Here is a 13959-nt window from a genome sequence, read left to right on the forward strand (position 1 = left end):
TCGGATCAGAGCTTCGGCACAGCCAGTTCAATGCGTGCGGCGGCAACAAAATCGCGGAACAGCCCAGCGTCCTTGACCCCCGGCGCGGTTTCCACGCCAGATGAGACATCGACCTGTCGCGCGCCGGTCAGCGAAATCGCCTTGGCCACATTGGCAGGCGTCAATCCCCCGGCCAGCATCCACGGCACAGGCCAGCGCCGCCCCGCGATCAGCCGCCAGTCAAACGCCAGCCCATTGCCGCCGGGCAATTCTGCGCCTTTTGGTGGCCGCGCATCGACCAACAACTGGTCGGCGACTTTGCCATAGATGTCCAGCGCAGGCAGGTCTTCGGATGCGGCAATCCCCACGGCTTTCATCACAGGTAAACCATAGCGCGCCTTGATCGCCACCACCCGCTCCGGGGTTTCGCGTCCATGCAGTTGCAACAGGTCCAGAGGCACCTGGGCGACAATCTCGTCCAGCAGGGCATCATCTGCATCGACCACCAACGCGACCTTGGCTAATCCCACTGGCGCCAATATGGCGAGTTCACGCGCCTGAACCATGGTCACGTGGCGCGGCGATTTCGGAAAGAATACAAACCCTGCATAAGCCGCCCCGGCTTGCGCAACCGCCGTCACATCGGACGGCTGCCGCAGCCCACAGATTTTCACACGTATATCAGCCATGAGGGCCTCTGTTCCATCATCTGCGACAAACGTCCGGTCGTGCGGGTCGCGAGCAAAGACAGGCAACCCAAGGAACCACTCGGGCGTTACGTCAGTCCGACGCCTCAGCCTGCCTCGTCCAGCAGGGCAAGAACCTCGTCCTTGTCCTTGTCCCGCTGGCCTTTAACCCGGCGCAATTCTCGTTCGAGTTGCTTGACCTCGGACTGGCGGCGGCTGGCTTCGGCGCGGTGCTTGTGCTCGCGCAGCCATTCCCAGACAAAGCCGATCAGAAGACCCGCAACGATGCCGCCAAAGATCACCAAGAACATCGGCAGCTGGATCGTCTCCTGCATACCCAGCAGGACCGACAAGTCCCCCGGCAGCAGCTTTAGCGTGACAAGCTCCCGGTTGGCCAGCGCAACCGAGATCAGCACAATCGCAAGGGCCGCCAAAAAGGCATAGCGGATGTAACGCATCAGTTTATTTTCCGTTCAGTCTGTCGCGCAGCAGTTTTCCGGTCTTGAAGAATGGCACATGCTTTTCCTCAACTTCGACCGATTCCCCGGTGCGCGGATTTCGTCCCACCCTGGCATCACGCTTCTTGACGGAAAAGGCGCCAAAACCGCGCAACTCCACCCGGTCGCCACGTGACATGGCATCCGTAATCTCGTCAAAGATCGTGTTTACGATCCGCTCTACATCCCGCTGGTATAAATGCGGATTGTCGTCAGAAATCTTCTGGATCAATTCAGACCTAATCATGGTCTCGCATCCCCCTCAGCGCCCTTCGGGCCATTTCTTATGCCCAGACTATACGTTGATATCCTCAAAACAGAAACCTGATCCACGCAGGAAAACCCATTAATTGCAAGCGCTTTGCGCGACGTCCACTGTAATGTGCCGCAATCGGCGCGCAATTGCGCATCTGAATCGGCTTGCGGGGCGTCTACTCGCTGATCTTCCGCACTGCGGCGATTCGGTTTTAAAACGCAAAAAGCCCCGGCATTTCCGCCGGGGCCTCTGCTTATTTAATGTGTATTTGCCGGATCACTCGTCGCGTTTGAGCGCCGCACCAAGAATGTCGCCCAGCGACGCACCCGAATCGGACGATCCGAATTGCTCGACGGCTTCTTTCTCTTCGGCGATTTCGCGCGCCTTGACCGACAGACCCAGACGGCGGGTCTTCGCGTCAACATTGGTCACGCGCACATCGACCTTGTTGCCAACCGAGAACCGCTCGGGGCGCTGCTCGGCACGATCACGCGACAGGTCGCTGCGGCGAATAAAGGACTTCATGCCCTCGTACTCGACCTCGATGCCACCATCTTCGATCGCGGTGACTTCAACCGTCACGATCGAGCCGCGCTTTACGCCGCCAACCGCTTCGGAGAACTTGTCGCCACCCAGTGCCTTGATCGAGAGCGAGATACGCTCTTTCTCAATGTCGACTTCCGAGACAACGGCCTGAACCACATCGCCTTTGCGATAGTTCTGGATCGCCTCTTCGCCGCGCTCGTCCCAGCTGAGGTCGGACAAGTGCACCATGCCGTCGATTTCGCCTTCGAGACCGATGAACAGACCGAATTCGGTGATGTTCTTGACCTCGCCCTCGACCTCTTTGCCCTCGGGGTGTGTTTCTGCAAACACTTCCCATGGGTTGCGCATGGTCTGCTTGAGACCCAGTGAAACGCGGCGCTTGGCCTGGTCGATTTCCAGAACCATGACCTCAACCTCTTGCGAGGTGGACACGATCTTGCCCGGGTGCACGTTCTTTTTGGTCCAGGACATTTCCGAAACGTGAACCAGACCTTCGACACCGGGCTCAAGCTCAACAAATGCACCGTAATCGGTGATGTTGGTGACGCGACCAGTGTGCGACGATTCCAGCGGGTACTTGCCGGCAACCATGTCCCACGGATCTTCCTGAAGCTGCTTCATGCCAAGGGAGATACGGTGCGTCTCTTTGTTGATCTTGATGACCTGAACCTTGACCGTCTCGCCGATCGACAGGATCTCGGACGGGTGGTTCACACGGCGCCACGCCATGTCGGTCACGTGCAGCAGGCCGTCTACGCCGCCAAGGTCGACAAATGCGCCGTACTCGGTGATGTTCTTGACAACGCCGTCAACAGCCTGACCTTCGGTCAGATTGCCGATAACTTCGGCACGCTGCTCAGCACGGGATTCTTCGAGGATCGCGCGACGCGATACAACGATGTTGCCACGGCGACGGTCCATTTTGAGGATCTGGAACGGCTGCTTGAGACCCATGAGCGGGCCTGCATCGCGCACGGGGCGCACATCAACCTGCGAGCCCGGCAGGAACGCAACAGCGCCCCCCAGATCGACGGTAAAGCCGCCCTTGACCCGACCAAAGATCGCACCTTCGACGCGCGCGTCGTCGGCATAAGCCTTTTCGAGACGATCCCAAGCTTCTTCGCGGCGGGCCATTTCACGCGAAATGACAGCTTCACCGCGCGAGTTTTCGACCTGACGCAGAAACACTTCGACGGTATCGCCGACGGAAATGTCGGGCTGTTCGCCGGGATTCGCAAATTCCTTGAGCTCGACACGGCCTTCCATCTTGTAGCCGACGTCGATGATGGCTTGTCCCGCTTCGATGGCGATGACCTTGCCTTTGACAACCGATCCCTCATCGGGGGTGTCCATTTCGAAGCTTTCGTTAAGGAGGGCTTCGAAATCCTCCATTGATGCTTTAGCGCACATACGTTTGTGTTTTCCTATCTTTACGTCTGTTTACTGGCCATGCGGTTGTCTCCGCCGGTCTTGATTGGCTCCGCCTGGGGCGGATGGGATGTGTCGTAGCGATCACAAAACACGAAAGGGGCCGGTGATGTTCCAACCCCGCCTGTTCTTCTGGTTCTGCGGCATTATTCGCCTTGTCGACGGGGGCGCTATAGCGCTTGAGGCGGATCATGGCAAGGAAGCAATGTGGTGGACTGCTCTTGCAATTGGCAAAATGGGCCGTGGGATCGACATCCATCGCCCGACCCAGGCGCGCTTTGCGGTGCACGGGTCGCCTTGGCTGACATCCTGCAGGGTACGCCGCGAGGTGAGTGATGTTCTTTCGCTCCACGAATTGACGCCAAGCGGCGTCTATTTGCCCAAAAACAGAATATCAATAAAATTTTATTCCGTAACCACTCGTAAATACTTAGCAAATTTTCGCTCAGATCGCTCAACCTAAGCGAAAGCTTGCCTATCATGCACAACCATCACCTTGCAACCCAAGGTGGAACTGTTAACCTTAGGTTGTGATGACTGGGTCGGGGGCTCGACGCGAGGAATCATGAAAATGTCACGGTTGCAAAGGAACCTTCCATTCAGCCAGTTTTCTTTTGACGAGTTTCAACAAACTTCAAACTACCGGGTCGCGAATGCTTGGCGCAACCCGGATGCGCACATTCCGCTGCGCGGCGGGCTGGACGGGATAAATGTGTCCGACCAGCTTTTCGATACGTTCGACAAGAAAATGGACGATCGAATCCAAAATGAGTCTGGAACCATGTCGCACATGGACCTGATTCTGCTGCACGGCAAGAACTTGGGATTGGGGTCGATTTTTGACAGAATCGGCAGCGAATTCCGTGCGTATGATATGTATCGCTCCAAGTCGCTGGCGTTTAGTGCGGCAAGTCAGGGAACAGGGCACAAGACGGTTTTCGCCGTTGATCTGGACGCGTTGGGATATGTCGACAGGGCACTCCCCAAACTGATCAGGCTGCGCAAGAGGAATCCTCTTTTGACTGTGTTGATCCTGTCCTCTCATTTCAACCGGGATGACCTTTCCGGAGAGAGGGCTGCCATAGCGGACGCTTCAATCAAGCTTCCGTCAAACGCGTCTGGTATCATGCGAGGCATCGGGTATGCGGTGCATAACGCACACAAGCGCAACTGACCTTGGTCAGGGGTTCCGACGATTACGAACCGTCGGAACCCGCCTTACCGTCGGCAAATACGCAATCAGAGAATTCAGTCGGATCGGTGCGCCCGGTTGACGGCGTCTATGGCCTGCGCCACAGCCGCGTCGATGTCGATCTGCGATGTATCGATCCGCACCGCATCCTCTGCCGGACGCAACGGCGCGTCGGCGCGACCCATGTCGCGCGCATCACGTTCCCACACATCCGACAGCACTCGGTCGAAATCGGTGCGCACCCCATCGGCGACCAGTTCGGCAAAGCGGCGCTGCGCACGCACTTCGGCGCTCGCGGTGATGAACAACTTGGCCTCGGCCTCGGGGCAGATCACGGTGCCGATGTCGCGTCCGTCCAGCACTGCACCGCCGGACCGGCGGGCAAACGCGCGCTGGAAATCCACCAATGCGGCGCGCACTTCCGGTAGGACCGCCACCTTTGATGCTGCCTGCGCCACTTCGGGACTGCGCAAATCATCGGCCAAAAGATCCTCGGCGACCAGGACAGTCGCCGCGTCTATCGCTTTGATCCCGTCCAAAGTCCGCCGCCCGACCGCGCGATAGAGCAGCCCCGTGTCCAGGTGCGCAAAGCCGAAATGCGCCGCCACGGCCCGGCTGATCGTGCCCTTGCCCGCAGCTGCCGGGCCGTCGACTGCAATTGTGAACGCCATATTCATCCCTCCAGTTCAGGCCTCCGGTTCAGGCCTCGTCGCGTTTTATGTGCGCGCCCAGCGCCTCCATCAGCGGCTCGAAGATCGGAAAGGAGGTGGCAATCGGACTGCCATCATCGACACTGACGGGGCGTTTACTGGCCATACCAAGGATCAGGAACGACATCGCAATGCGGTGATCCAGATGGCTCTGAACCTGCGCGCCGCCCGGCACTTCGCCCTGGCCCCGCCCCTCGACGATCCACCAGTCCGGACCATCCTCGACCGTGACACCGTTCAGCCGCAGGCCGCTGGCCATGGCGTCGATGCGGTCGGATTCCTTGACCCGCAATTCTTTGACGCCGCGCATCACGGTGCGCCCCTGCGCATTCGCCGCCACAACCGACAGGACCGGGTATTCGTCGATCATGCTGGCGGCACGGTCGGGCGGTACCTCAATCCCTTTGAGATCGGGCGAGAACCGGGCGCGCAGATCGGCCACTGGCTCGCCTCCTTCTTCGCGCAGATTTTCGAACACCAGATCGGCGCCCATCTCCTGCAAGGTGGTGAACAGCCCCGCACGCGTCGGATTCAGCCCGATATTCGGCACCAGAACGTCCGAGCCTTCGACGATCAGCGCCGCGCAGACCGGAAACGCTGCCGAACTGGGATCACGCGGCACGACAATGGTCTGCGGTTTCAGCTCGGGACGACCTTTGAGGGTGATAACCCGGCCTTCGTCGGTGACTTCGGTCGAGATCTCTGCGCCAAAGCCAGCCAGCATCCGCTCGGAATGGTCGCGCGTCGCTTCGCGCTCGATCACGACCGTCTCGCCGGGGGCATTCAGGCCAGCCAGCAGCACTGCCGATTTCACCTGAGCCGAGGGAACGGGCACGGTGTAGCGAACCGGCACCGGATCGGTCGCGCCCAGAATGGTCATCGGCAAACGACCGCCCGAGCGACCAAAAGCCTGCGTGCCAAACAGCGCCAGCGGATCCGTGACCCGCGCCATCGGTCGTTTGTTCAGACTGGTGTCGCCGGTAAAGGTCGCAACAATCGGCGAGGTCGCCATCGCCCCCATGAGCAATCGGACACCCGTGCCTGAATTGCCGCAGTCGATCACATTCCCCGGCTCTGAAAAGCCGCCAACACCAACGCCGTTCACGGTCCAGACTCCCGCGCCGTGATCTGTGACCTCAGCACCAAAGGCGCGCATCGCAGTCGCCGTGTCCAGTACATCCTGCCCTTCGAGCAGGCCGCTTACTCTGGTTTCACCCACAGCCATCGCACCCAGAATCAGACTGCGGTGCGAGATCGACTTGTCCCCCGGCACATGCGCCTGCCCCTTCAGCGGGCCAGAACGTTCGGCGGTCATCGGAATGGGTGTGCCATGTGCGGACATTGCGTGTTCCTCTGTGAATTCCACTGCGTGATAGCAACCCGCCCCGACAGCGTCCATTGCCGACTTTGCCGACGCAGCGGTCGCTCAACGCGCAGGACCCGCGATCAGACCCGGCGGAACGTTAGGTAGTGCGGCACCCGGTCTTCGCGCAGCGCCTTTTTCTCGTATCGCGTCGGAATCCAGTCCTTCCAGGGGTCGCGCCAGTCCTGTGGCCCCTCGGCAAGCCACTCAAACCCGGCCTTTGGCACCTCTAGCAAGGTCTGGCGAACGTAGTCTGGAATATCCGTTGCCACGCGGAATTCTGCCCCCGGCTTCAAAACCCGATGCAACGGATCCAGGAATTCCTCCGTCACAAACCGCCGCCGATGGTGACGTTTTTTGGGCCAGGGATCAGGATACAACAAAAACGCCTTGTCGATGGTCCCATCCGGCAGCACGTCAAAAAGGTTGCGCACATCGCCGGGATAGAGTCGCAGATTCTGTACCTCGGCCTTGCGCACCTTGCCCAACAGCATCGCCACGCCATTGATAAACGGCTCGCATCCGATCAGACCGACCTGCGGGTTGGACTGCGCCTGATGCACCAGATGTTCGCCCCCGCCAAACCCGATCTCGAGCCAGACCGGCGCGCCGTCAAAGACTGGCGTCAGATCCAGCGGCGCCCGCCCGGGGTTTTCCTCCCAACCGATGGGACCCGGCGACAGCGCCTCCAGATCCTCGTCAAGATAGATTTCCTGACTGGGCCGCAGGGTCTTGCCCTTGAAGCGTCCATAGAAATTGCGCCACGGCGCGCCTGATGAGTGTGTGTCCTGCGTCATGCCGGTGCGTTTAACCGCCCCTTGGGTTCGGCGCAACGCCCGACCCGTGGCGGCAGCGCCGCGCGCATCAGACTGCCGTGGAGACCTGCGCTCTAGATCGCGTTTTTCAGCGCCTCGGCCAGATCGGTACGCTCCCACGAGAAACCGCCATCGGCCTCGGGCGCGCGCCCGAAATGGCCATAGGCGGCAGTGCGGGCATAAATCGGCTTGTTCATGTCCAGATGGGTGCGAATACCGCGCGGCGTCAGATCCATCACCTTGGGAATGGCGCGTTCGATCTGCGCCGGATCGACTGCGCCTGTGCCGTGCGTGTCGGCATAAATCGACAGCGGACGCGCCACGCCGATGGCATAGCTCAGCTGAATGGTGCAGCGTTCCGCCATGCCCGCCGCTACGACGTTCTTGGCCAGATAGCGCGCGGCATAGGCCGCCGAGCGATCCACCTTGGTCGGATCTTTGCCCGAGAACGCGCCACCGCCGTGCGGGGCCGCACCGCCATACGTATCAACGATGATCTTGCGCCCGGTCAGGCCGGCGTCGCCGTCCGGTCCACCGATGACAAAGGTGCCCGTGGGGTTGACCCACCATTCGGTGTCGGCGGTGATCCAGCCGTCGGGCAGAACTTCGTGAAAATAGGGTTCGACGATGGCACGGATATCATCGCTCGACTGGCTTGAATCGGCATGCTGGGTCGACAGCACGATCGAAGAGACGCCAACCGGCTTGCCGTCCACATACCGCACCGAAAGCTGCGATTTGGCATCTGGGCGCAACAGCGGCTCTGCGCCGGATTTGCGTACTTCGGCCAGGCGGCGCAGAATCGCGTGGGAATACTGGATCGGCGCAGGCATCAGCGCCTCTGTCTCGTTGGTGGCATAGCCAAACATGATACCCTGGTCGCCGGCACCTTCGTCCCGGTTGCCGCCGCCGGTGACCCCTTGGGCGATATGCGCCGACTGTTCGTGCAACAGGTTGGTGATCTCGCACGTCGCGTGGTGGAACTTGTCCTGCTCGTACCCGATGTCTTTGATACAGGCGCGCACGATATCCGGCACCGCCTCCATGTACTCGGCGAGTTTGTCCTGATCCGTCAGACCAACTTCTCCGCCTACGACAACGCGATCTGTTGTGGCAAAGGTTTCGCAGGCGACACGCGCCAGCGGATCCTCAGCCAGAAAGGCATCAAGGATCGCATCCGAAATGCGGTCGCAAACCTTGTCGGGGTGCCCTTCCGAGACGGACTCGGACGTAAACGTGTAGTTCTTGCGTGACATGGGGGAGTGCTCCGGTATTGTTTGTCGCCACGTCAGGAAGCCGTTGTGACGAATTTTTCTTGTCCCGAAGGACTTACGCGCCCGCAGAGGCGGGATCAATCGGAATCCCTGCGCCGGGTCAGCAGTGCCCCACCGATCAACAGGAACAACAGTAGAAAGACCGGCAAATCCCCGGTCCGGCTATAGATCGTGGCCGGTTCCGGCGCGGGCAACCCCCAGTCGAGATATCCCGCCTCGTTCAGCGGCAGACTCGCCAAGACCCGCCCGCCGCCGTCGATCACCGCCGAGACACCGGTATTGGCGGCGCGTACCAGCGGCAGGCCCTGCTCAATCGCGCGAATCCGGGCCTGCGCCAGATGCTGATACGGGCCGGACCAGCTGCCAAACCAGGCATCGTTGGTGATTTGCAACAGCAGGTCAGGACGATAGCCGGCGGCGTAGACATCCTGAGCAAACACCGCCTCGTAACAGATCAGCGGCAGCGCCGTGCCCACAGCCCCAAGATCAAGCCTGCCGGGACCATCGCCGGCGGAATACCCCCCTTCAGCCCGCGACGCGAGGCCAAGGACATTAAACCGCGCAAACAGATCTGCGACCGGCATGTATTCCCCGAACGGCACCAGATGATGTTTGTCATAAAGCTGGTCAAAACTGCCATCCGGCGTGGTAACGATCAGCGAATTGTAATAATTATCGCCGTCGCTGCGCTGAATGCCCAGCACGACAGGCACATCACCTGCGGCCTGACTGATCACGAACAGTGCGTCACCCGCGTTCTCCAGCAGCATCGGCAGGGCAGTTTCCGGCCAGACAATCAGCGAAGGCGCGGCCTTGCCAGCCGTTGGCGGAGCCGCTGTGTAGTCGACCTGACGATCAAAAAACATCGGGACGCGGTCGCGATCCCATTTTTCGGTCTGCGGCGCGTTGGGTTGCACCAGCCGCACCACGGGCCGCCCCGACACATCCCACGCAGGCGGCTGCAATAGAAAACCACCGATCAACAGGACAAACCCCGCCAGCACCGCAACAATCCCCTGCCACCATAAACGCCCAGCTACGGCATGGCCCGCAAACGCAGCCAGCGCCAGCGTGGCCAGGCCCAATCCATGCGCACCAATCAGTGAAACCCACTGGATCGCCGGTGACGGTGCCCAGACATAGGCCACATGGCCCCAGGGAAATCCGGTCAAGACATAGGCGCGCAGCAATTCCGCCGCCGCCCAGAATGGCACCAGATGCCAGAACCGTCCGGTCTGCTGCGCACTCCAAAAGGCCATTGCCCAGAACAGCGCCAGCCCCGCCGCGATCCCGATCAGCGCAAACGGCGCCATCCAGCCGGTCGCCGCCGCGTCCACCTGAAACGGCTCGACAATCCAGCCAAGCGACAATCCGAAATAGCCCAGACCAAAGGCCCAGCCGGTGCTTATCCAGCTCTTGGGATATACCCGGATCAGCGCGAACACTGAGATGAGCGCCAGTATCGCCACATAGCACAGATCGAACGGCGCCTGCCCCAGTGCATAGATCAGCCCCCCGCCGAGTGCCAGCGGCAGCCGCAAGGCAGAGTGCCAGCTGCGTGGCTCAGGCACGCCCGGCCTCGACCGTTCCTTTGGCAGCGGCGGTGGCAGTCGCGGCTGCGGTACCGGGGCTGCCCGGCATCCGCACACGCAGCCGTTTGATCCGGCGCGGATCGGCATCGACCACCTCGAACTCCACCCCCGAAGGATGCGGAACCATCTCACCACGGGCCGGGACGTGCCCTGACAGCACAAACACCAGACCGCCCAGCGTGTCGATCTCTTCGGCGTCGATCTGATCATCATCGGTCAGCTGCATACCGATCTCAGCTTCGAATTCATCAAGCGGAGTCTTGGCCTGCGCCAGATAGCAGCCCGCTTTTTCCTGCTTCCAGAATTCGCCCTCGTCGGTGTCGTGCTCGTCCTCAATATCCCCGATGACCTGTTCAATCAGGTCCTCAATCGTGACCAGCCCGTCAACACCGCCGTATTCGTCGATCACCAGCGCCATGTGGCGGCGTTCGGTCTGCATCTTGGTCAGCAATACACCGATAGGCATGGACGGCGGCACAAACAGCAGCGGTCGCGCCATCTTGGCCAGATCAAATGGCGTCTTCCCGCCATTAAACCCGTGCATCAGCGCAAAATCCTTGAGATGCGCCATGCCGATCGGCGTGTCCAGCGTACCGGAATAGACCGGCAGCCGGGTCATGCCCGTGGTGCGGAACACCTTGACCAGCTCATCTTTGGTAATGGTATCTGGCACGGCCACAATCTCGGCCTTGGGGATCGACACATCCTCGACCCGCATCCGACGCAAGTTCATCATGCCATGTGTCGCCAGCGGCATCAGGCTGAACGCCGATCCGTTGGTCTCTGATCCCGTGGAATCCGTTGGGCTCAGCACCCCTACGATGCGCCGGAAAAATCCCGGAGCTTTCGTGTCGTCTTCTGTCTCACGCGCGCCAGGCGCTGCGTTAGACGAGCCGTCGCTCTCGTCCATCCTATCCTGTCCTGTTGGCGGGGCGTCAGGCCCCATCGGTCGTATATGGGTCAGGCAGACCCAGTTTGCCAAGTATGGTGGCCTCAAGCCCTTCCATCAGCGTGGCATCCGGGTCACGGATGTGGTCGTACCCCAAAAGGTGCAGCACGCCATGAACGATCAGGTGCGTCACATGGTCCGTGAGCGGCTTACCAGCCTCCTCCGCCTCTTTTGCGCAGGTTTCCAAGGCGATAGCAATATCGCCCAGGGCCTCGGGATCATCGTTTGCGCCCGCTGGCGGCGCGGCCGGTGTATCGCCCGCCACGTCAGACCCCAAATCAAAGCTCGGCCAGCTCAGCACATTTGTAGGCACGGGCTTGCCGCGAAAATCAGCGTTGAGCACCGCAATCCGCGCATCATCACAGGCCAGAACTGCAATTTCATACCCTACGGGATCAAGCTTCAAATGCACCAAAGCCGCCGCCGCCGCGGTTTCTGCCAGCGATTCGATGTCGCAAACCGCCCAGGCTTTGGCGTCTATGATGGTGTCTGTCAGCATGATTCCCGCAGATCGCCCCCCGGCCCCCGAGATATCTATTGGTCAAAATCACCTATCAGGTGGCTTCCTCGTCCTTCTCATAGGCTTCGATGATCGCGGCCACAAGCGGATGGCGCACCACATCCTTAGACGTGAAGTAGTTAAAGCTGATCTTGGGGATCGCGTTCAGCAGTCGTTCAGCATCCCGCAAACCCGATGCGACACCACGCGGAAGGTCGATCTGGGTCCGATCGCCAGTGATGACCATGCGCGACCCTTCGCCTAGGCGGGTCAGGAACATCTTCATCTGCATCGAGGTGGCATTCTGCGCCTCGTCCAGAACCACAAAAGCATTCGACAGGGTACGACCGCGCATAAAGGCCAGCGGCGCGATCTCGATCACTTTTTCTTCCATCATCTTGGCAAGCTGCTTACCCGGCAAGAAATCGTTCAGCGCATCATAGAGCGGCTGCATATAGGGATCGACCTTGTCCTTCATATCACCAGGCAGGTAGCCCAGCTTTTCCCCCGCCTCGACCGCCGGACGGCTCAGGATGATCTTGTCGACCTGACCGGTGATCAACAGGTTCACCCCGACGGCCACAGCGATATAGGTCTTGCCCGTACCGGCCGGGCCGATGCCAAAAGCCAGTTCGTTCTGGAACAGCGCCCGGACATAGGCCTTTTGCGCGTCGGTGCGCGGCTCGACCAGCTTCTTGCGAGTCTTGATCTCAACCTTGCCGCCCGTGAACATTTCGAGCTGACCAACCGGACCGGGTGCGTCTGGGGCCACACGGAACTGCCGGTCGATATCGCCCTGCCCCACGGGGCGGCCCTGTTCGAGACGGCTATAAAGTGCATTCAGCACGTCGCGCGTCTCGTTCTGCGCTGCGGATGGGCCCAGAATCACCAACTGATTGCCACGACGCAGGATCTGTACGCCCAGCCGGGTCTCGATATCGGTTAGATTACGGTCAAACTCTCCGCAAAGCTCGATCAACAAGCGGTTATCGGGGAATTCAATGAGGGCTTCGGCCACGGGGGGCTCTTGGGTGCCTGTATTCACGCATGTCTCCGGCGCATTATGTCACAGATATGGTGCCAACCCCGGCCGCTGATGGCAAGGGATTGCCCCTGATTGTCACAGGACTGAAACGCAAAAGACCGCGCAGCAGGCAGCTGCACGGTCTGAAACGTGATGTGCACACTGGCCATGCGGTCAGAGTGGGTCACCGATGATGCTGGTCGAACCCTGCTTGAAATCGCCGTGGATATAGGTTGGCGATGCCACACCCGAGCAGACCGGCTTACCGTATTTGTCGATTCTGGCCGAAAGATACCCCTCGACACCGTCGTCGATGATCCAGTGATCGCAGCCCGTGGGATCGACCCAGATACCGGCCTTCATGCCGCTCAGATCGTCACGGTCGAAAAAGCTTTGGTCATGGCTCTTGTCTGGCCCGACCGGGGCACAGGCTGACATTGCTCCGATCAGGGGCAGCACCAGAAGAGATTTTGAAAATGTCATGTCTCTGGTCCCTTACTGGATGCAAATGATTTCGACGCGGCGATTCTTGGACATGCCAACGGTTGTGGCGTTGGTCGCCGCTGGCTGGCGTTCGCCGTAACCGCGCACGTCCACGATATTGGCGCCGACACTTTTGCCCACCGCAGCAACCGCGTTGGCGCGATTGTAGCTGAGCCGCATGTTGTATTCGTCAGACGCACGACTGTCGGTATGACCCGCAATCACAAACGCAACCGCCGAGGATGACTGAAAGAATTGGGCCAGCCGTTGACGCCCGGCTGAATGGATCTTGTATTTGTCGGTGGCGAAAAACTGATCGGTGTTCATCACACCGCAGACATTGCTCCGACGGCAGACCGGAATACCCTGACGGGTGACATGCGGCGTCATGAACCCTTCGACGCCATCATCCATGACCCAATGCTCACACCCGTCGGGATCGACCCAAATGCCAGGAATATACTGCTCACCCGAGCCACGGCTCTGGGTCGAAATGAACGGAGTGTTCGCGTCCACAGACGCCCCGTCGGCATAAGCGGGGGTCAAAAATGACATCCCCACAGCGGTTGCCAGAACCGCGACCGAAAGTGCGGCGCGGACGGCTTTGGAAATACGATAACCCACAGCCAATGTCCCTCTTGCTGTTTCCCCCACTACGCCACGGAC

General features: G+C 60.2%; 16 protein-coding genes and 1 riboswitch. Of the genes, 2 read left to right on the top strand and 14 right to left on the bottom strand.

What is annotated here, in order from left to right:
- Positions 1-5 precede the first annotated feature (5 nt).
- The 4 genes from IMCC21224_RS18400 to rpsA all read right to left on the bottom strand — a co-directional run bounded on the left by IMCC21224_RS18400 (position 6) and on the right by rpsA (position 3374).
- On the bottom strand, positions 6-668 hold the full coding sequence (locus IMCC21224_RS18400) for a phosphoribosylanthranilate isomerase (RefSeq protein WP_047996589.1): 663 nt from the start codon (positions 666-668) through the stop codon (positions 6-8).
- A 104-nt stretch (positions 669-772) separates the two neighbouring features.
- Positions 773-1123 carry a lipopolysaccharide assembly protein LapA domain-containing protein gene (locus tag IMCC21224_RS18405; RefSeq protein ID WP_047996590.1) on the bottom strand — a complete coding sequence of 117 codons (351 nt, stop codon included), beginning with the start codon at positions 1121-1123 and terminating at the stop codon, positions 773-775.
- Positions 1124-1127: 4 nt separating this feature from the next.
- Entirely contained in the window at positions 1128-1409 is a 282-nt protein-coding gene (gene ihfB / locus IMCC21224_RS18410) for an integration host factor subunit beta (RefSeq protein WP_047996591.1), read from the bottom strand.
- Positions 1410-1694: 285 nt separating this feature from the next.
- Positions 1695-3374, bottom strand: coding sequence for a 30S ribosomal protein S1 (gene rpsA, locus IMCC21224_RS18415; RefSeq protein WP_255347997.1), 1680 nt, complete (start codon positions 3372-3374; stop codon positions 1695-1697).
- A 127-nt stretch (positions 3375-3501) separates the two neighbouring features.
- Here rpsA and IMCC21224_RS18420 point away from each other — a divergent pair, with 127 nt between their 5' ends.
- Together IMCC21224_RS18420 and IMCC21224_RS18425 are read left to right on the top strand one after the other, a co-directional pair.
- Positions 3502-3855, top strand: a complete 354-nt coding sequence (locus tag IMCC21224_RS18420; protein ID WP_047996593.1) for a hypothetical protein — start codon at positions 3502-3504, stop codon at positions 3853-3855.
- A 108-nt stretch (positions 3856-3963) separates the two neighbouring features.
- The gene (locus tag IMCC21224_RS18425; protein ID WP_047996594.1) at positions 3964-4566 is read left to right on the top strand and encodes a hypothetical protein; all 603 of its coding nucleotides are present in this window, start codon (positions 3964-3966) and stop codon (positions 4564-4566) included.
- Positions 4567-4640: 74 nt separating this feature from the next.
- Here IMCC21224_RS18425 and IMCC21224_RS18430 read toward each other — a convergent pair whose 3' ends face one another.
- The 10 genes from IMCC21224_RS18430 to IMCC21224_RS18475 all read right to left on the bottom strand — a co-directional run bounded on the left by IMCC21224_RS18430 (position 4641) and on the right by IMCC21224_RS18475 (position 13848).
- On the bottom strand, positions 4641-5255 hold the full coding sequence (locus tag IMCC21224_RS18430; RefSeq protein WP_047997263.1) for a d(CMP) kinase: 615 nt from the start codon (positions 5253-5255) through the stop codon (positions 4641-4643).
- A gap of 28 nt (positions 5256-5283) precedes the next feature.
- Entirely contained in the window at positions 5284-6636 is a 1353-nt protein-coding gene (aroA, locus tag IMCC21224_RS18435) for a 3-phosphoshikimate 1-carboxyvinyltransferase (RefSeq protein WP_047996595.1), read from the bottom strand.
- A gap of 104 nt (positions 6637-6740) precedes the next feature.
- Complete coding sequence (gene trmB, locus IMCC21224_RS18440; protein ID WP_047996596.1) at positions 6741-7454, bottom strand: tRNA (guanosine(46)-N7)-methyltransferase TrmB; 714 nt, start codon at positions 7452-7454, stop codon at positions 6741-6743.
- A gap of 92 nt (positions 7455-7546) precedes the next feature.
- On the bottom strand, positions 7547-8728 hold the full coding sequence (gene metK / locus IMCC21224_RS18445) for a methionine adenosyltransferase (RefSeq protein ID WP_047996597.1): 1182 nt from the start codon (positions 8726-8728) through the stop codon (positions 7547-7549).
- Between the two features lie 7 nt (positions 8729-8735).
- A riboswitch (SAM-SAH riboswitch) is annotated at positions 8736-8783 on the bottom strand.
- 40 nt (positions 8784-8823) lie between these two features.
- Positions 8824-10317: an apolipoprotein N-acyltransferase gene (gene lnt, locus IMCC21224_RS18450; protein ID WP_231582119.1), complete on the bottom strand. Its 1494-nt coding sequence runs from the start codon at positions 10315-10317 to the stop codon at positions 8824-8826.
- Complete coding sequence (locus tag IMCC21224_RS18455; RefSeq protein ID WP_047996598.1) at positions 10310-11248, bottom strand: hemolysin family protein; 939 nt, start codon at positions 11246-11248, stop codon at positions 10310-10312. Before IMCC21224_RS18455 ends, lnt begins: the two co-directional genes overlap by 8 nt.
- 25 nt (positions 11249-11273) lie before the next feature.
- Positions 11274-11786, bottom strand: a complete 513-nt coding sequence (gene ybeY / locus IMCC21224_RS18460; protein WP_047996599.1) for an rRNA maturation RNase YbeY — start codon at positions 11784-11786, stop codon at positions 11274-11276.
- 55 nt (positions 11787-11841) lie between these two features.
- Entirely contained in the window at positions 11842-12804 is a 963-nt protein-coding gene (locus IMCC21224_RS18465; RefSeq protein WP_369796034.1) for a PhoH family protein, read from the bottom strand.
- 180 nt (positions 12805-12984) lie between these two features.
- Positions 12985-13293 carry a hypothetical protein gene (locus IMCC21224_RS18470; RefSeq protein WP_047996601.1) on the bottom strand — a complete coding sequence of 103 codons (309 nt, stop codon included), beginning with the start codon at positions 13291-13293 and terminating at the stop codon, positions 12985-12987.
- Positions 13294-13305: 12 nt separating this feature from the next.
- Positions 13306-13848, bottom strand: a complete 543-nt coding sequence (locus tag IMCC21224_RS18475; RefSeq protein WP_082135339.1) for an OmpA family protein — start codon at positions 13846-13848, stop codon at positions 13306-13308.
- Positions 13849-13959: the final 111 nt, after the last annotated feature.

Source organism: Puniceibacterium sp. IMCC21224, assembly GCF_001038505.1.
GTDB lineage: Bacteria > Pseudomonadota > Alphaproteobacteria > Rhodobacterales > Rhodobacteraceae > Puniceibacterium.